Origin of the sequence: Plantibacter sp. M259, from assembly GCF_006065115.1 — a bacterium.
GTDB lineage: Bacteria > Actinomycetota > Actinomycetes > Actinomycetales > Microbacteriaceae > Plantibacter > Plantibacter auratus.
In genome coordinates this window covers 2,974,068-2,991,931 of record NZ_CP040750.1, presented here as the reverse complement: position 1 = coordinate 2,991,931, position 17,864 = coordinate 2,974,068, and the positions used below count along the sequence as shown (strand labels likewise).

At 70.8% G+C, this 17,864-nt stretch carries 11 protein-coding genes; 5 read left to right on the top strand and 6 right to left on the bottom strand.

Translation table 11 applies throughout. The features are described from left to right. Positions 1-12: 12 nt before the first annotated feature. Positions 13-1,707, bottom strand: a complete 1,695-nt coding sequence (locus FGL15_RS13975; protein WP_079705216.1) for an ABC transporter substrate-binding protein — start codon at positions 1,705-1,707, stop codon at positions 13-15. A gap of 78 nt (positions 1,708-1,785) precedes the next feature. Beyond that, complete coding sequence (locus FGL15_RS13970) at positions 1,786-3,792, bottom strand: glycoside hydrolase family 127 protein (protein WP_138946491.1); 2,007 nt, start codon at positions 3,790-3,792, stop codon at positions 1,786-1,788. Positions 3,793-4,270: 478 nt separating this feature from the next. Between FGL15_RS13970 and FGL15_RS13965 the strand changes: the two genes are divergently transcribed. After that, a complete protein-coding gene (locus tag FGL15_RS13965) occupies positions 4,271-5,860 on the top strand; it encodes a DEAD/DEAH box helicase (protein ID WP_079705214.1) in 1,590 nt (529 codons plus the stop codon). A gap of 109 nt (positions 5,861-5,969) precedes the next feature. Continuing rightward, the gene (locus tag FGL15_RS13960; protein ID WP_085511004.1) at positions 5,970-6,464 is read left to right on the top strand and encodes a GNAT family N-acetyltransferase; all 495 of its coding nucleotides are present in this window, start codon (positions 5,970-5,972) and stop codon (positions 6,462-6,464) included. A gap of 93 nt (positions 6,465-6,557) precedes the next feature. Here FGL15_RS13960 and FGL15_RS13955 read toward each other — a convergent pair whose 3' ends face one another. Further along, positions 6,558-7,127 carry an NUDIX hydrolase family protein gene (locus FGL15_RS13955; protein ID WP_064294286.1) on the bottom strand — a complete coding sequence of 190 codons (570 nt, stop codon included), beginning with the start codon at positions 7,125-7,127 and terminating at the stop codon, positions 6,558-6,560. 152 nt (positions 7,128-7,279) lie between these two features. Between FGL15_RS13955 and FGL15_RS13950 the strand changes: the two genes are divergently transcribed. Further along, a complete protein-coding gene (locus FGL15_RS13950) occupies positions 7,280-12,124 on the top strand; it encodes an ATP-dependent helicase (RefSeq protein WP_138946490.1) in 4,845 nt (1,614 codons plus the stop codon). A gap of 80 nt (positions 12,125-12,204) precedes the next feature. Continuing rightward, entirely contained in the window at positions 12,205-12,978 is a 774-nt protein-coding gene (locus FGL15_RS13945) for a DNA-formamidopyrimidine glycosylase family protein (RefSeq protein WP_138946489.1), read from the top strand. A gap of 410 nt (positions 12,979-13,388) precedes the next feature. Here the strand turns inward: FGL15_RS13945 and FGL15_RS13940 are convergent, their stop codons facing one another. Together FGL15_RS13940 and FGL15_RS13935 are read right to left on the bottom strand one after the other, a co-directional pair. Further along, complete coding sequence (locus FGL15_RS13940) at positions 13,389-14,081, bottom strand: TMEM175 family protein (protein WP_138946488.1); 693 nt, start codon at positions 14,079-14,081, stop codon at positions 13,389-13,391. 2 nt (positions 14,082-14,083) lie between these two features. Further along, entirely contained in the window at positions 14,084-14,986 is a 903-nt protein-coding gene (locus FGL15_RS13935) for a hypothetical protein (protein ID WP_138946487.1), read from the bottom strand. 72 nt (positions 14,987-15,058) lie between these two features. Between FGL15_RS13935 and FGL15_RS13930 the strand changes: the two genes are divergently transcribed. Then, positions 15,059-16,663, top strand: a complete 1,605-nt coding sequence (locus tag FGL15_RS13930; protein WP_205858629.1) for an AMP-binding protein — start codon at positions 15,059-15,061, stop codon at positions 16,661-16,663. Positions 16,664-16,726: 63 nt separating this feature from the next. Here the strand turns inward: FGL15_RS13930 and FGL15_RS13925 are convergent, their stop codons facing one another. Then, positions 16,727-17,716, bottom strand: a complete 990-nt coding sequence (locus FGL15_RS13925) for an SDR family oxidoreductase (RefSeq protein ID WP_138946485.1) — start codon at positions 17,714-17,716, stop codon at positions 16,727-16,729. Positions 17,717-17,864 lie beyond the last annotated feature (148 nt).

Below are 17,864 nucleotides of genomic sequence, written 5' to 3'. Positions count from 1 at the left end.
CCGGCTTTCCGACTACTTGCCGGCCGAGGACAGGCCGACGGACACGTAGTCGATGCCACCGGAGTACCCGGCGTGCGAGTACGCACCGGCGACGTTGGCTCCGACGACCATGACCGTCTTCTCGAACAGCAGCGGCACCGTCGGCACGAGCTTCTGGATCTGCTCGTCGAGCGCGCCCCAAGCGGCGTTGGCCTCGTCGGTGTCGGTCATCGCGCGGATCTCGGCGATGCGCTCGTTGACGGCGGGGTCGTTCAGCTGCGCGATGTTCGAGTTGCCCTTCGGGAAGATCTGCGAGCCGTCGAAGAGCGGCGGCAGGAAGGTCGAGCCCGAGGCCCAGTCCGGGCACCAACCGGTGATGGCTGCGTCGTTCTGCTGCGACGTCGTGCCAATGACCTCGTAGTAGGTCGAGGTGTCGATGAGGTTGAAGTTCACCGTGATGCCGGCCTTCGCGAGCGCCTGCTGCACCGCCTCGGCCTGCGCCTGCATCTTGGGCTGGCTGCGGATGTCGAGCGTGAAGGAGAAGCCGTCGGGCAGGCCCGCCTCGGCGAGGAGTTCCTTGGCCTTCTCCGGGTCGCCTGCGTTGTCCTTGCTCGGGTAGAGGTCGAACTCGGTGTGACCGGCGACGGTGGGCGGCAGCATGGTGGTCGCGATGTCCGCGAGCTGCGATCCGCCCGACGCGTCCTTCACCGACTCGCGGTCGATGGCGTAGGCGATGGCCTGGCGGACCAGCGGGTTGTCCATGTTCGGCTTGGTCGTGTTCAGGCCCATGTACGTGGTGCAGCCCTGGAGACCGGCGATGGTCCGTGCCTTGAGTGCCGGCGTCTGGATCCGGGAGATGGAGGCCGCCTGGACGGACCCGGCGATCGCGTTCGCGTCGTCACCCTGGCCGGCGATCATGCGCTCGTCGATGGTCGAGGCGTCGAGGCCGAAGGTGAAGTCGAAGCCGTCCGGGTAGGCCTTGCGGACGTCGTCCGTCTTCGGGTCCCACGAGTCGTTGCGGACGAGCTTCAGCTGCGAACCGCGCTCGTAGCTGTCGACCTTGTAGGGGCCGGAGGCGATCGGCATCTTGTCGAGGCTCGTCGTCGTCACCCGCTCGGTGTCGGCGGGGAAGGGCGTGAAGCTGTTCTGCCCGACGACGCTCGCGAAGTCGGCGAACGGCTCCTTGAGCGTGAAGACGATGGTCTGGTCGTCCGGCGTCTGGATGGACGGCAGGTCACCCGTGATGTACGGGCCCTCGTACGAGTCCGTGCCGGCGATGGTGAGTCGGGCGTAGGGCGATCCGACGGCGATGGCCGGGTCGAAGGAGCGCTCGACGCCGAACTTCACGTCCTTGCTCGTGATCGGCGTGCCGTCCTCGAACTTCAGGTCGTCCTTGAGCGTGAACGTCCACTGGAGGCCGTCGTCGCTCACCGTGCCGAGGTCGGTCGCGAGGTCGGGCACCATCTCGGTGCCCTTGGCGCCCTCGCCCGTGGACTGCGTCGTCAACGTGCGGTAGATGAGGCGGTAGAAGTTGTTCACGCCGCCGTCGAAGCCCTGAACCGGGTCGAGGTGCGAGAAGTCCGCGTTCAGGAGGACGTCGACGGTGCCGCCCTTCACCGGTGTGCTGGACGGTCCGTCACCTCCCGAGCCCGAACCCGCGGAGGTACACCCCGCGAGGAGGAGGACGGCCGCCGCCGCGAGGGCGGGGATGGAGAATCGTTGCTTCATGACGCTCTGCTTTCGTGTCGATCGGGCGGGTCGCCCGCGGGTGGAGAGGGTGGAGCGGGGTCGAGGGACGGGAGGAGGTCAGCGGGTGCGGAACCAGACGCGCATGGCGCCCGGTTCGCGGTTGCCCCAGAGGGCGTAGGGGATGAGGGTCGCGGTGGTCTGTGTCAGCGAGGCTGCCGTCTCGGTGTCGGCGAGCGGTGCCGCGGCCGGCTCGGCGTCGGGCGCACCGGAGAGGACCGGGTAGAGCACGGCCGGAGCGGGGGCGTCGACGGTCGCCGGGACGAGGAGCGCGACGGCGTCGATCCCCTCCCGCTCCAGGATCCGACGGTGCTCGACGACCGCGCGATCCGCGTCGGCTCCGGAGAACCGCAGGAGGTCGAGGTCCGCCATCGTGTCCTGCTGCTCGGCGCAGGAGACGATCGGTCCGCGGACGAAGGCGATCGAGCCGCGGAGGGCGTCCACGGAGGGGTGCGCGCCGTGCGCCCGGACGGGCATCGGGAGGTCGAGCTCCACGGTGTCGCCCGCACGCCACCAGCGCCGGACACGGATCCACCCGTCGACGGGTTCGAGCGGCGTGGTCGATCCGCCCACGCGGATGGAGCCGCCCACGACCCACGCGGGGATGCGGATCGCGAGCTCGACCTCGTCGTCGGCGGCGGTGTCCACCGTCACGGTGACCGCTCCGTCCCACGGATACGCGGTGTCGACGGTGAGGGAGAGCCGCTCGGTCGTGATCGACGCCGCGGTGAGGTGGACGATTTCGACACCGGCGGGGGTCGACGTCGCGAGGTGATCCTGCAGCTCTGCGGTCCAGCGCACGATGTTCGGCGGGCAGCACGGACAGCCGAACCAGCTCCGCCTGAGAAGTTCGCCGTCCGCCTCCGCCCCCGATCGCTGCAGGTGGTCGGGGCGACGCTGCAGCGGGTTGTCGTAGAAGAAGGCCATGCCGTCCGCGGAGAGGCCGGCGGCGTACGCGTTGTAGAGGACGGTCTCGACGGTGTCGAGGACGGCCGCCGACCCGGTCGCGAGGTACAGGCGCCAGCCCCACTGCATCACGGCGATCGCGGCGCACGTCTCGCTATAGGAGCGTTCGGACGGCAACTCGTAGCGGTCGCCGATCGCCTCGTCGGAGTGTCGACTCCCGAGGCCGCCCGTGAGGTAGAGCTTCGTCTCCACCATGTCGTCCCAGAGCCGCTGCAGCGACGCGAGCAGTTCCTGGTCGCCTCGTTCGAGGGCGACGTCGGTCGCTCCGGCAGCCAGGTACGCCATGCGGACGGCGTGTCCGGTCACGGAGTCGAGGTCGCGCAGTGGGGCCGAGTCCTGGAAGTACTCGGCGGGGAAGACCCGGAGCTCGACCGTGCCGTGGCCGCGTCGGTCGATGAACGCGCTCGCGAGCTCGAGGTAGGACCGCACGCCGGTCTCGCGGAAGAGCTCCACCAGGGCCATCTCGACCTCAGGGTGCCCGCACACCTGCGGGTCGCCGTCCGGTCCGAACCGTTCGACGGCGAGGTCGGCGAACGCCCGGGCGACGATCAGCAGACGGTCGTCGCCGAGACGACGCTTCGCGGCGATCGCCGCCTGGATGAGGTGACCGAGGTTGTACAGCTCGTGACCCCAGGCGAGGTCCTCCCAGGGTTCCTTCTCGATCTCCGGAGCCTGGAAGTACGAGTTGAGGTACCCGTCCTCGCGCTGCGCGGCTTCGATGACACCGACGGCCTCCTCGTAGAAGTCGCGGACGTCGCCCGCCACCGTCTCCTCGGCGAGCAGGTAGGCGAGGCCTTCGAGGGTCTTGAAGACGTCCGTGTCGAGGAACGGGTAGCGCCCGCGGAAGCGTGACGTGCCGTCCCCCGGGTCGGCGATCCGGGCGAGGTTGTCGAGGTTGCCGGCGAGGCGGAGCTGCTCGATGGAGTGCGGAACCGTCGCTCGACGATTGCGTTCCTGCCACCGGCCGAGTTCTCCGTCTCCGAGACGGACCTGACGGGCGCCCAGTGGGATGCGGACTCCTGCGATCGGTGCGACGGCGGCGTACCGGCCTCCCGCGTGCACCGCGGTGCTCGCTGCTCGGGCGTCTTCGTCGAAGCTCATGGGCGACAGGCCTTTCTGTACCGTGTGACACAGTACACGGGTCCGGGTTTGTGGTGGGTGACACATTACTCACCTGTTCCAGCGGACTGTCAAGCGCCGACGACCGATTCCAGGAGATGGAAACACAGCCGTAACGCGCCACTCCCAGCAGACTCCTCGCCGGATGCGCTACGCTGGAGGAACTTGCGTGCGATCGCACCCTCCGGTGCGGTACTCGCTTGCGTCGTAGAACGCTCCCTCTCTCCCCTGCACGGCACCCAGCGGTGCATGCCAGGGTCGATGACACTTCATACGGCGAACGGATGCGCGACCTGCGCCTTCGCCACCTCCCACCAGCGACGACGCCGACGGAAGCACGCCGTACCATCCACGTGAGTCATCACGTGCGTGGTCATCCCGGCAGTGCCCGCTACCGCACATGAGTGCGCCGGCAGCCGTCATCGAAGCTCGTGGCCGTGCCTGAAAGAGACACACACCCATGACCGAAGCAACCATCACCTTCGACGCCCTCGGCGTCCCGGCACCGCTCGTCGCCTCCCTCGCGAAGGACGGCAAGACGAGCGCGTTCCCCATCCAGATCGACACGCTCCCCGACACCCTCGGCGGACGCGACGTCCTCGGCCGCGGCAAGACCGGCTCCGGCAAGACCCTGGCCTTCAGCATCCCGATGGTCGCCCGTCTCGGCGGCGCGCTCGCCGGTGGCAAGCGCCGCCCGGGTCGCCCGCTCGGACTCGTCCTCGCACCGACGCGCGAGCTCGCCACGCAGATCGCCGCGGTCATGCAGCCGCTGGCCGACGCCTACTCGCTGAAGACCACCACGATCTTCGGCGGCGTTTCGCAGAAGCGTCAGGAAGAGGCGCTCCGCGCCGGCGTCGACATCGTCATCGCCTGCCCCGGCCGCCTCGAGGACCTCATGAAGCAGGGCTTCGTGAACCTCGACGCCGTGGAGATCACCGTCCTCGACGAAGCCGACCACATGGCCGACCTCGGCTTCCTGCCGGTCGTCACGCGCATCCTCGACAAGACGCCTCGCGGCGGGCAGCGTCTGCTGTTCTCTGCGACGCTCGACAACGGCGTGGACAAGCTCGTCCGCAAGTTCCTGCAGAACGAGGTGCTCCACTCCGTCGACGAGGCGAACTCGCCCGTCGCCGCGATGACCCACCACGTCTTCACGACCCCCTCGGTCGAGTCGAAGAAGGACCTCATCCAGGCCCTCGCCTCCGGCAGCGGCCGTCGCATCCTCTTCATGCGCACGAAGCACCACGCCAAGAAGCTCGCGAAGCAGCTCACCGACTCCGGCATCCCCGCGGTCGACCTGCACGGCAACCTCTCGCAGGTGGCCCGCGACCGCAACCTCGCGGCCTTCAGCGCCGGGACCGCCAAGGTCCTCGTCGCCACCGACGTCGCCGCCCGTGGCGTGCACGTCGACGACGTCGAGCTCGTCATCCACGTCGACCCGCCGACCGAGCACAAGGCGTACCTGCACCGCTCGGGCCGCACGGCTCGTGCGGGCAGCGCCGGTGACGTCGTCACCCTCGCGATCCCCGGCCAGATGGAGGACCTCAAGAAGCTCCTCCGCAAGGCCGAGATCAACGTCACCCCGCAGGCGGTCACCGCGACCTCCCCGGCGGTCCTCGAGCTCATCGGCGACGTCGCCGCCTACGTGAAGCCCGCGCCGCGTGCGGCCGTGCAGCAGCAGGGTGGTGGCGGCGGTGGTCGCTCGCAGGGTGCCAACGCGCAGCGTAAGCGCGCAGCCCGCGACGGCAACGGCCTCGGCAACGGTCACCGCGACCGCGACGGCGCCCGTGCCGGCGCAAGCCGCGACAGCGCTCCTCGCGAGGGCGGCCAGGGCGGCGGCGGTCGTCGTGGCGGTCGTCCCGCAGGCGGCAACGGCGGTCAGGGCGGACAGCGCTCCGGCGCCGGTCGCTCGGGCGGCGCCCGTGCGGGTGCCGGTGCCGCAACCGGTGGCAGCCGTACGCACTACAGCACCGGCTACGCCGCGAACTCGGGCGCTCCCGCCGAGTCCTCGCGTCCCCGGACCAACCGTCGCGCGTCCAGCGGCAACTAGCAGCGAACCGCTCGAACGAAGCGCCGTCCACCGCAGGGTGGGCGGCGCTTCGCCGTTCGCGGAGCCGCTCGATTTCGCGACACGGGGGCGCTCGGGATACGGTTCCACCATGAACGTCAACGCAGTCGTCCGCCCCGTCCGCGACGTCGATGCCGAGTCGCTGGGACGCGTCCACGCCACGTCCTGGCACGAGACCTACGACCACCTCATCAGCGCTGCGACGCTCGCGAAGCTGTCGCCGCGTCGCATGGCCGAGCTCTGGACCCACTGGGCGGCACAGGGCCCCGAGTACACGCACTTCGCGGCCCTCGTCGACGGCGAGATCGTCGGGTTCTCCGGTTCAGGTCCGGCCCGCGAGGAGGACGCACCCCGCGAGCGCGAGCTCTACTTCATCTACCTGCTCGACGCGTGGCACGGCACCGGGATCGGTCAGCAGCTGTTCGACGCCGCCATCCCCGACGGCCAGCCGTCGTTCCTGTGGGTCGCCGCGGACAACCCGCGTGCGCACCGCTTCTACCAGCGCAACGGGTTCGTCCTCGACGGCGGGGCCAAGACCGAGCCGTTCCTCGGCGAGATGATCGACGAGGTCCGCTACACCCGCTGACGCACGCCGGTCCTTGAGCTGGTCGAATGGCCGGTCCCTGACCCTGCCCCCCGGTCCCTGAGCCGCTCCCCGGTCCCTGAGCCTGTCGAAGGGCTAGCGCAGGCGGCCGACGGAGGCGAGGGCCGCTCGGAGGAGCGTGCCGCGGCCTCCCTCCATCTCGGCGGCGATCGCGTCGGAGGACGCCGCCTCGGGCGTCATCCACGTGAGTTCGAGCGCGTCCTGGCGGGGTTCGCAGGTGCCGGTCACCGGGACGACGTACGCCAGCGCGACGGCGTGCTGGCGGTCGTCGGAATACGGCGACAATCCGGGCAACGGGAAGTACTCGGCCACCTGGAACGGCACGGGCGACGCGGGGAGCAGCGGGAACGCCATCGGACCGAGGTCCTTCTCCAGGTGACGGAAGAGCGCGTCGCGGATCGTCTCGCCGTACATGACGCGACCGGAGACGAGCGTGCGCGTCATCTCGCCGAGCGCGGTGGCCCGGAGCAGGACGCCCACCTCGGTGACGACACCGAAGCCGTCGACGCGGACCGGCACGGCTTCCACGTACAGCAGCGGGAGCCGGCGGCGGATCTCCTCGAGTTCGACGTCCGACAGCCAGCCCGGATTGGAATTGCCGGGGAGATCGGGTTCCGGGTTGGGATCAGGGGTACGAACGCTCATAGCTCCTTCATACCGTATGGAGCCGAGCGGCGATCCAGGTGGGCGGCGGTTCTACCGGACACCGCGCCCGACCCGCGGCGGGATCATACGGGGCCACGCGGCCGCGCGCGACGCCGGTCGCGGTGTCGGTGGGGTGCAGGATGATGGAACCCATGACCGAGGTGCTCGAGCGCTTCTCCCCCGCGACGCGCGACTGGTTCGAGGGGGCGTTCGTCGCGCCCACGCCGGCGCAGGCGGGTGCCTGGGATGCGATCTCCCGCGGCGCCAACGCCCTCGTCGTCGCGCCGACCGGTTCGGGCAAGACCCTGTCCGCGTTCCTCTGGTCGATCGACCGGCTGCTCTCCGAGGCTATCGCCGAGCACGCCGTGCGGCCGCGCACCGGCGTCCCGCTCACCGGGCTCGAGGCCGACGAAGCGGAGGCCGCCGCCGCCCAGCGCGAGCGCTCCCGCGGCACCCGCGTCCTCTACATCTCGCCGCTGAAGGCCCTCGGCGTCGACGTCGAGCGCAACCTCCGCACCCCGCTCGTCGGCATCGCCCAGGCGGCGCGCCGCCTCGGCACCGAGCCACCCACCATCAGTGTCGGCGTCCGCTCGGGCGACACCCCGTCCGCCGACCGCCGGGCGATGGCCAAAGAGCCACCGGACATCCTCATCACCACCCCCGAGTCGCTCTTCCTCATGCTCACGAGCGCGGCACGGGAGACCCTCCGCACGGTCGACACCGTCATCATCGACGAGATCCACGCCGTCGCCTCGACGAAGCGCGGCGCGCACCTCGCGGTGTCGCTCGAGCGGCTCGACGCCATGCTCGAGAAGCCGGTGCAGCGCATCGGGCTCTCCGCCACGGTGCGCCCCGCCGAGGAGGTCGCGCGGTTCCTCGGAGGCCGCGCACCGGTCGAGATCGTGGCTCCGCCGGCCGCGAAGACCTTCGACCTGCACGTGGTCGTCCCGGTCGACGATATGACCGACCCCGACGCCGGCATGCGGACGCCCGGCGAGGCCGACGACGACGGCAGCGGTGGCGGGTTCACGGGGTACACCCCGAACAGCGACGGCGGCGGCGAAGACCGCGTCGGCAGCATCTGGCCGCACGTCGAGGAGGCGATCGTCGACCGCGTGCTCGCGCACCGCTCCACCATCGTGTTCGCCAACTCCCGTCGGCTGGCGGAGCGGCTCACGGCCCGGCTCAACGAGATCAACGAGGCCCGACTCAGCGACGCCACCCTCACGACGCCGGGAGCCGGGCGTCCACCGGCGCAGCTCATGGCCCAGAGCGGCCAGACCCGAGGCTCGACGAGCGTCGCGGCCGCAGCCGCCCGGCCGGCAACCGAGGAGAGCGACGACGACATCCCCCTCCTCGCACGCGCCCACCACGGGTCCGTCTCCAAGGAGCAGCGCGCGGGCATCGAGGAGGACCTCAAGTCCGGCCGCCTGCGCTGCGTGGTCGCGACCTCGAGCCTCGAGCTCGGCATCGACATGGGCGAGGTCGACCTCGTCATCCAGGTGGAGTCCCCGCCGAGCGTCGCGAGTGGCCTGCAGCGGGTCGGCCGCGCCGGCCACCAGGTGGGCGAGGTCTCCCGAGGCGTCCTGTTCCCGAAGCACCGCGCCGACCTCATCAGCACCATGGTCGCGACCGAGCGGATGGAGGCCGGGCTCATCGAGGCGATCGAGGTCCCCTCGAACCCGCTCGACATCCTCGCGCAGCAGACGGTCGCGGCGGTCGCGCTCGACGAACTCGGTGTGGAGGACTGGTTCGAGACGGTCAAGCGCAGTGCCCCGTTCGCCTCCCTGCCCCGCTCGGCCTTCGAGGCGACGCTCGACCTCCTGGCCGGACGCTACCCCTCGGACGCCTTCGCGGAGCTACGCCCGCGGATCGTCTGGGATCGCGACGCCGGGGTCTTGACCGGTCGGCCGGGAGCGCAGCGCCTCGCCGTCACGAGCGGCGGCACCATCCCCGACCGCGGGCTCTTCGGCGTGTTCATGGTCGGCGAGTCGGGCGCCGGCGCGCGCGTCGGTGAGCTCGACGAGGAGATGGTCTACGAGTCCCGCGTCGGCGACGTCTTCGCCCTCGGCGCCACGAGCTGGCGCATCCAGGAGATCACCCACGACCGCGTGCTCGTGACCCCGGCGTTCGGCCAGCCGGGGCGACTGCCGTTCTGGAAAGGCGACGGCATCGGTCGCCCGGCCGAGCTCGGTCGCGCCATCGGCGCCTTCGTGCGCGAGCTCGACACCACCGGCACCGGCTCCACCCCGCGTCTCGAAGCAGCCGGCCTCGACGAGCGTGCCATCAGCAACCTCGTCGCCTACGTCCGCGAGCAGCGCGAGGCGACGGGCGTCGTCCCCAACGACACGACCCTCGTCGTCGAACGCTCGCGCGACGAACTCGGCGACTGGCGGGTCATCCTCCACTCCCCCTATGGACTCCGTGTGCACGCCCCCTGGGCACTGGCGGTCGGCGCCCGGGTGCAAGAGCGCCTCGGGGTCGACGGCTCGGCGGTCGCGAGCGACGACGGCATCATCGTCCGCCTGCCCGACACCGAGAGCGAGCCACCGGGAGCCGAACTCTTCGTCTTCGAGCCGGAGGAGCTCGACGCCCTCGTCACGCAGGAGGTCGGCGGCTCGGCGCTGTTCGCCTCACGGTTCCGCGAGTGCGCCGCCCGTGCCCTGCTGCTCCCGAACTACTCGCCGCAGAAACGCTCGCCGCTCTGGCAGCAGCGCCAGCGCTCGGCGCAGCTCCTCGAGGTCGCGAAGCAGTACCCGACGTTCCCGATCATCCTCGAGACGCTCCGCGAGTGTCTGCAGGACGTCTACGACCTCCCGGCCCTCGACCACCTCGCCCGCGAGCTGCAGTCGCGCGCGATCCGCATCGTCGAGACCACGACGGATCAGCCGTCGCCCTACGCCCGTTCGCTCCTGTTCGGCTACGTCGGCGCGTTCATGTACGAGGGCGACAGCCCGTTGGCCGAGCGCCGGGCCGCCGCGCTCGCGGTCGACAGCACCATGCTCGGCGAGCTCCTCGGCCGTGTCGAACTTCGCGAACTCCTCGACCCGGGCGTCATCGAGCAGACCGCGCTCGAGCTGCAGCGTCTCGACCCCGAGCGTCGACTCAAGGGGGTCGAAGGCGTCGCCGACGCACTGCGGATGCTCGGCCCGCTGACCATCGACGAGATCGCGGCCCGGACGACCTTCGACGGTGTCACCGTCTCCACCGACGGCGAGGCGAGTCGCGGCGACGACCCGCAAGGCTGGTCCCCCGATCCGGCTCGCTCAGCGGCGGCCGTCGCCGAACTCGAACGCTCGAAGCGCGTCATCCGCGTCCCGATCGCCGGGGAGGAGCGCTTCGCCGCGATCGAGGACGCCGGTCGACTCCGCGACGCCCTCGGCACCCCGCTGCCCATCGGCGTGCCGGTCGCGTTCACCGAGCCGGTCGCCGACCCATTGGGCGACCTCCTCGCACGCCACGCGCGCACGCACGGGCCGTTCACGACCGGGCAGACGGCCAGGCGCTTCGGTCTCGGGACCGCGGTGGTCCAGCACACGCTCGCCCGGCTGGCCGACGCCGGCCGCGTGGTCAAGGGCGAGTTCCTCCCCGCCGGCCGGCAGCAGGTGGGCGAGGGCGACGACACCGACCGCAGCCCCACCGATGCGACGGAGTGGTGCGACGCCGGCGTCCTCCGCAAGCTCCGCATCCGGTCGCTCGCCGCGCTGCGGCACGAGGTCGAGCCGGTCGAGCAGCAGGCGTTCGCCCGGTTCCTGCCGGTGTGGCAGCACCTCGGCGGGACGCTCCGCGGTGTCGACGGCGTCGCGACGGTCATCGACCAGCTCGCGGGCGCGCCCATCCCCGCCTCGGCCTGGGAGTCGCTGATCCTGCCCTCGCGCGTCGCCGAGTACAGTCCCGCGATGCTCGACGAACTCACCGCGACGGGCGAGGTCGTGTGGTCGGGCAGCGGTTCGATCCCCGGCAACGACGGCTGGGTCGCGCTCCACCTCGCCGACACGGCACCCCTCACGCTGCCCCTCGCTCCGACGCCACATACCCCCGACGCCCTGCAGACCGAACTGCTCGCGACGCTCGGCGGCGGCGGCGCGTACTTCTTCCGGCAGCTCGCCGAGTCGGTCGGGTCGACGGACGACAAGCTCCTCGTCGACGCCCTCTGGGAGCTCGTGTGGGCCGGGCTCGTCACCAACGACACCTTCTCACCGCTCCGCACGCTGGTGGGTTCCGGCTCGGGGAACTCGGCGCACCGGGTGCAACGGCAGACCCCGCGCTCGAAGCTGTACCGCGGACGCAACCTGCAGCGCCCCTCGATGTCGACGCGGGCGAGCCAGACCCTCGGCGGCCGATGGTCGATCCTGCCGCTGGCCGAGCAGGACGCCACCATCCGTGCCGTCGCCACGGGCGAGACCCTGCTCGAACGCTACGGCGTCGTGACGCGCGGCTCCGTCGTCGCGGAGGGCGTGACGGGCGGCTTCGCGCTCGCCTACCGCGTGCTGAAGCAGTTCGAGGAGAACGGTCGCTGCCGTCGCGGGTACTTCGTGGAGCGTCTCGGCGGGGCGCAGTTCGCGTCCTCCGGCACCGTCGACCGCCTGCGCGGGTTCATCCGGACCGACGACGAACCACCACTCGACGCCGTCACCCTCGCCGCGACCGACCCGGCGAACCCCTACGGCGCCGCCCTCGGGTGGCCGGGCCAGGAGGTCACCGGGGTGAAGCACCGGCCGGGGCGGAAGGCGGGTGCGCTCGTCGTCCTCGTCGACGGAGCACCGGTCTACTACCTGGAACGCGGTGGCAAGACGGCGCTCGTGTTCTCGGAGGACGACGACCAGCTCCGTGCCGGGGCGCGTTCCCTGGCGTCCACGGTGCGGGCCGGTCGCATCGAGAAGCTCGGCATCGAGCAGGTCAACGGCGCGTTCGTGCTCGGCACCCCGACGGGATACGCCCTGCGCGACGCCGGATTCGTCGAGACGCCCCGTGGATTGCGGCTGCGGCGTGGGTGAACCGGCGCGCGGCCGTTCCGCCACGGGTTGCGCCGGACACCCTGCCGGTGGCACCGTAGCCGGAACGGACGGAGCGGTTCATGCCAGAGGGTGACACGGTCTTCCAAGCCGCGCACCGGTTGCGGCAGGCGCTCGCCGGCGAGGTCGTCACCGGCTTCGACCTCCGCGTGCCCGCCTTCGCGACCGTCGACCTCCGGGGCGACGTCGTCCACGACGTCATCCCCCGCGGCAAGCACCTCCTGCACCACATCGGCGACCACACCCTCCACACGCACCTCAAGATGGAGGGGCTGTGGCACGTCTACCAGCCGGGCGAGCACTGGCGTCGGCCGGCGTGGAAGGCCCGCGCGATCGTGTCGACGCAGCACTGGGTGACGGTCGGGTTCGAACTCGGCCTCGTCGAGGTGTTCCCGTCCCGCGAGGACGAGGAGCGCTTCGGCTGGCTCGGTCCCGACCTCCTCGGCCCGGACTGGGACGAGGAGCGTGCCATCCACAACCTTGAGGCCGACGGCCGCGAGATCCACGTCGCGCTGCTCGACCAGCGCAACCTCGCCGGACTCGGCAACGAGTATGTCAACGAGCTATGCTTCATCCGCGGCGTCCTCCCGACGAGGCCCACCGCCGAGGTCGACCTGCCGGGTGCCGTGCGGCTCGGCTACCGGCTCATCAACGCCAACCGCGACCGCCGCAACCGGGTCACGACGGGCGACACGAGGCCCGGACGGAAGACCTGGGTGTACTCACGCGACGGTCAACGCTGCCTGCGCTGCGGCACCCGGATCCAGCGGGGCAAGCTCGGCGCCGACCCCACCGCGCTCCGCGACACCTACTGGTGTCCCCACTGCCAGACCTGACCCGCAGGCAAGCTTCCGGTCCCGGAGCCACCATCACCACCGGTCACTGAGCCACCACCACCGGTCACTGAGAGCCACCACCACCGGTCACTGAGCCTGTCGAAGTGCAGCACCACCGGACTCACCCCACCCTTCGACAAGCTCAGGGACCGAAACACGCTCACGAACCAGAAAGCCACCGGTCCCCGAAAGCCACCACCACCGGTCACTGAGCCTGTCGAAGTGCAGCCCCACCGGACTCACCCCACCCTTCGACAAGCTCAGGGACCGAAACACGCTCACGAACCAGAAGGTCACCGGTCCCCGAGAGCCACCACCACCACCACCACCGGTCTCCGAGAGCCATCATCATCGGTCACTGAGCTTGTCGAAGTGCAGCCCCACCCGACTCACCCCACCCTTCGACAAGCTCAGGGACCGGAAGGCTCCCCGGTCCCTGAGCTTGTCGAAGGGGCGACCCGGTGCCGCCGGCCTCCGATCCACCCGATCGGGAGCGACAGCAGCAGGAGGTACAGCGCCTGGGCGCCGAGCCCCGGCACCGTCGCGGCCAGCACACCGGCGAGCAGCATCAGGCCGATCGGGAACCACACGAGCACCCACGGCTGGCGCGGCGCGGCGGCCGCTTCGTCGCTGAGCAGCCCGTCCCGCTCGACGACCACCTGCTGGAGTCGCACCGCGACCATCGACACGAGCATCGTCGCGATGTAGAGCGTGGGGGCGCCGCGGTCGTCACCCGTCCCGTCGAAGAGGAGCACCGTCGGCAGCGGCAGGAACACGATCCCGGCGAGCCAGAGGAAGTTCAAGGTCACGAGCCGCGTCGAGTACTTGGCGGTGCGCTCGAACAGGCGGTGGTGGTCGCGCCAGAAGTTGGCGATGACGACGAAGCTCAGGGCCGCTGCGGCAAGCCCGGTCCAGTTGTCGCCGAGGAACACGGCCACGGGACCGCCGTCGTCCTCCTGCGCGAGGTCGACGAGCGGGAGGATGATCAGCGTGATCGCGATGGCGACGACGGCGTCGCTGAAGTTCACGACGCGGTCGAGCCCGCGCTCCGTCGTCGGACCGGGTCGACGGCGGCCCGTCGGACGCCCCTCCTCGCCGGCCATCGTCAGCTCACGTCGGTGTCGTCGGTCGCGGTCCCCTGCACCATGGCGACCCAGCGGGCCAGGAAGGCCGCGCCCGCTTCATCGTGGATGAGCGTCGGGTGGGTCAGCACCGGGTAGGGCTTCTCGGGCACGCCGTCGGCAGGGCGGACGTCCACATGCGCGACCTCGAACCCGTGCTCGAACAACCAGTCGGCCATCGCGTAGTCGCTCCGCGAGTCGCCGACGGTGCGCCAGGCGAGCGGGAGCGCACCGCCGTCGGCCTCGAGGAGTTCGAGCGCGCGCTCGGCGCCGAGGTCCTTGCCGAGCCGGACCGACTCGATGTCGGTGGAGATGATCGTGGGATCGATGCGGTACTGCACGAGGCCGGCGTCGTCCGGGTAGCGACCGGGCGCGTGCTCGACCCCGAACCCGCGCCGGGCGAGCTCGGCTCGGGCGTCGTCGTCGAAGTGCTTCCGCACGACCGCGTAGTCCGCTGCCGGCACCTCGACGTGCTGCTCGACCGAGACCATCGCGCGCTTGGTGTGGTCGAAGAAGACCGTCTCGGCGTACCGTTCGTCGACAAGGCGCTCGATGACGTCGCCGTAGCCCTCCGGCATCGCGACGTCCTGATCGAGGCTCAGCTCATCGACGCCCGCCGCCGAGAACCCGAACCACACGGCGCCCTTCTCGCAGATGCCGTAGAGCCGGACGTCGTCCGCGAGCCCGGCGGCCAGGAGCGGTGGGACGACCACCTCGCGGAGGAACGCGTCGCTCCGCCCGGTGTTGAAGGCGATCGGGACCCCGGCGTTCGCAAGCGTCGCGAGGTCCTGCGCGATGCTCGGGAGGTTGATCGTCCGAGTGATCGGACTGGCGATGGGGCCGTCGACGTCGAGCAGGAGACCGAGGATGGGGCGGGACGCGTTCACGGGTTCAGCCTAACGAGCACCCGGCGTGGATAGACTCACTCCACCATCACCGGTGTTCGAAGGAGATCACTCGTGTTCACCAGCCCGCATCCCGACGTCGAGATCCCCGACCTGAGCGTCTACGACACCCTGTTCGGCGGCATCGCCCCGAGCGACCTCGACCGCATCGCCCTCCGCGACGGCACGACCGGCGCCGAGACGAGCTATCGACAGCTCATCGGCCAGATCAACGCCCTGGCCGGCGCCCTCGCGGCGGCCGGCATCGGGGTCGGCGACGTCGTGGCCCTCCACGCGCCGAACGTCCCCGCCTTCGCCACCGTGTTCCACGGCATCCTGCGCGCGGGTGCGACGGCGACGACGGTGAACGGCCTGTACAACGCCGAGGAGATCGAGGCGCAGCTGCGCGACGCCGGTGCGACGATGCTGTTCACCGTCTCCCCGCTGCTCCCCCAGGCCTGGGCGGCGGCGAGCGCCTGCGGCATCCCCTCCGACCGCGTCGTCGTCCTCGACGGCGCGGAGGGGCACGCGTCGCTGAGCGACCTCCTCATGCGCCGCCTCCCCGCGCCGGACGTCTCGTTCGACCCGGGCACGCATGTGGCGGTGCTGCCCTACTCCTCCGGCACGACGGGCCGGCCGAAGGGCGTGATGCTCTCGCACCGGAACCTCGTCGCGAACGTGCAGCAGTCCATCCCCCAGCTCGGCATGGTCGCCGACGACCGGATCCTCGCGGTTCTGCCGTTCTTCCACATCTACGGCATGACGGTGCTGCTCAACCTCGCCCTGTCGCGGCGCGCCTCGCTGGTGACCATGCCGCGGTTCGACCTGGCTGAGTTCCTCCGGATCATCCAGGACCTCCGCTGCAGCTACGTGTTCATCGCCCCACCGATCGCGGTGGCGCTGGCGAAGCACCCGCTCGTCGACGAGTTCGACCTCTCGAGCGTCCACACGATCTTCTCCGGTGCCGCGCCGTTGGACGCGACGCTCGGGCGGGCGGTCGAGGAGCGTCTCGGCTGTCGGATGCGACAGGGCTACGGCATGACCGAGCTCAGCCCGGTCAGCCACGCGATCGCGTTCCAGGCCGAGGGGGCGTCCCTCGACAGCGTCGGCACGACGCTCCCGAACATGCAGTGCCGGATCGTCGATCCGGAGACCGGCGCCGAAGTGGACTACCCGGCCGAGGGCTCGGACGAGGAGAGCGCGGCGGGCGAGCTGCTCTGCGCCGGCCCGAACGTCATGCTCGGGTACCTCGGCAACGAGGAGGCCACCCGCGAGACCCTCGAGGCCGACGGCTTCCTCCACACCGGCGACATCGCGACCGTACGCGGTGACGGCACCGTGCGGATCATCGAGCGGTTGAAGGAGCTCATCAAGTACCACGGCTACCAGGTGGCCCCGGCGGAGCTCGAGGCGCTGCTGCTCGGCCACCAGGCGATCGCCGACGCGGCCGTCATCGGGGTGCTCGACGATGAGGGCCAGGAGGTGCCGAAGGCGTTCGTGGTCCTACAACCGGGCCAGGACGTCACCGCCGAGGCGCTCATGGCGTGGGTCACGGAGCGGGTCGCCCCGCACAAGAAGATCCGGCGCGTGGCGTTCGTCGACGCCATCCCGAAGTCGGCGTCGGGGAAGATCCTCCGGAAGGACCTCCGGGCCGCGGAGGCCACCCCCGCCGGTTCCTGAGCTGCGCCGCACTGAGCCTGTCGAAGTGTCGAAGGGCGTGACCGCCGCCGTCGGTCCCTGAGCTCAGCGACCGACGGCGGCGACCATCCGGTCGAAGGCCGCGTCGAGCTCCGGCTCGGCCGGCTGCCAGTGCGGGTTCGCGTCGTGGAACGCGACCATCTCCGCCGCGCCGTCCCAGAACGGGATGGCGGGCCGGAACTCCGGGACGAGACTGCGGATGCGGGTGTTGTCGAAGACCATCGGGAACGCCTTGTCGCCGAGGAGCGTCGGCCCGAGGGGCGGGTGGATCTCCGCGATGACGTCGGACGGCACGTGCACGATGTCGGCCTCCACGCCGGCCGCCTCCGCGATCCACCGGGTGATGTCGTTCCAGCTCGGTGCGTGGTCGCCCGTGATGTGGAAGGCCTCCCCGAGCACGTCGCGACGACCCAGCAGGCCGACGAACCCGACCGCGAAGTCCTCGGTGTGGGTGATGGTCCAGAGGGTCGTCCCGTCGCCGTGCACGACCACCGGCTTGCCCGTGCGCATGCGGTCGAGGTCGGTGCGCCGCCCCATCGTGGGGATGAGCGTCCGGTCGTAGGTGTGCGACGGGCGCACGATCGTCGCCGGGAACCCCTGCTCACGGTAGGCGTGGACGAGGACGTCCTCGCAGGAGATCTTGTCGCGCGCGTACTGGGAGAACGGGTTCCGGAGCGGCGTCGACTCGACCACGGGCAGGCGCTGCGGCGGCTTCTGGTACGCGGATGCGGAACTGATGAACACGTACTGGCCGATCCGACCGGCGAAGCGGTCGATGTCCGCCTGCACCTGCGGCGGCGTGAACGCGGTGAACTGCGCCACGACGTCGAACTCGCGCGAGCCGAGCGTCTCGGTCACCGCGTCGGTGTCGCGCACGTCCGCGCGAAGGAGTTCGACCTCCTCGGGAAGGGGGCGGACGTGGGACAGGCCGCGGTTCAGGACGGTGACGTCATGGCCGAGCGACACCGCTCTGGCGACCGACGCCGAGGAGATGATGCCGCTGCCGCCGATGAACAGGATGCGCTTCGTCGTCATTGGTCCATCCTCGCGCACCAGAGACAGACTCGCCCAGGCCTGGACAGGATCGGACCGGGCGGTTCGTCGTGGGCACTTCGACAAGCTCAGTGACCGGGAGGGGGCTCAGTGAGCGGGCTGTCCCTGACGAAGGGCGCAGACGGGCCAC

What these genes read in the sequence shown, in the direction of transcription:
- FGL15_RS13975 (WP_079705216.1), bottom strand. Translation starts at nt 1,707, where the DNA reads ATGAAGCAACGATTCTCCATCCCCGCCCTCGCGGCGGCGGCCGTCCTC.
- FGL15_RS13970 (WP_138946491.1), bottom strand. Translation starts at nt 3,792, where the DNA reads ATGAGCTTCGACGAAGACGCCCGAGCAGCGAGCACCGCGGTGCACGCG.
- FGL15_RS13965 (WP_079705214.1), top strand. Translation starts at nt 4,271, where the DNA reads ATGACCGAAGCAACCATCACCTTCGACGCCCTCGGCGTCCCGGCACCG.
- FGL15_RS13960 (WP_085511004.1), top strand. Translation starts at nt 5,970, where the DNA reads ATGAACGTCAACGCAGTCGTCCGCCCCGTCCGCGACGTCGATGCCGAG.
- FGL15_RS13955 (WP_064294286.1), bottom strand. Translation starts at nt 7,127, where the DNA reads ATGAGCGTTCGTACCCCTGATCCCAACCCGGAACCCGATCTCCCCGGC.
- FGL15_RS13950 (WP_138946490.1), top strand. Translation starts at nt 7,280, where the DNA reads ATGACCGAGGTGCTCGAGCGCTTCTCCCCCGCGACGCGCGACTGGTTC.
- FGL15_RS13945 (WP_138946489.1), top strand. Translation starts at nt 12,205, where the DNA reads ATGCCAGAGGGTGACACGGTCTTCCAAGCCGCGCACCGGTTGCGGCAG.
- FGL15_RS13940 (WP_138946488.1), bottom strand. Translation starts at nt 14,081, where the DNA reads ATGGCCGGCGAGGAGGGGCGTCCGACGGGCCGCCGTCGACCCGGTCCG.
- FGL15_RS13925 (WP_138946485.1), bottom strand. Translation starts at nt 17,716, where the DNA reads ATGACGACGAAGCGCATCCTGTTCATCGGCGGCAGCGGCATCATCTCC.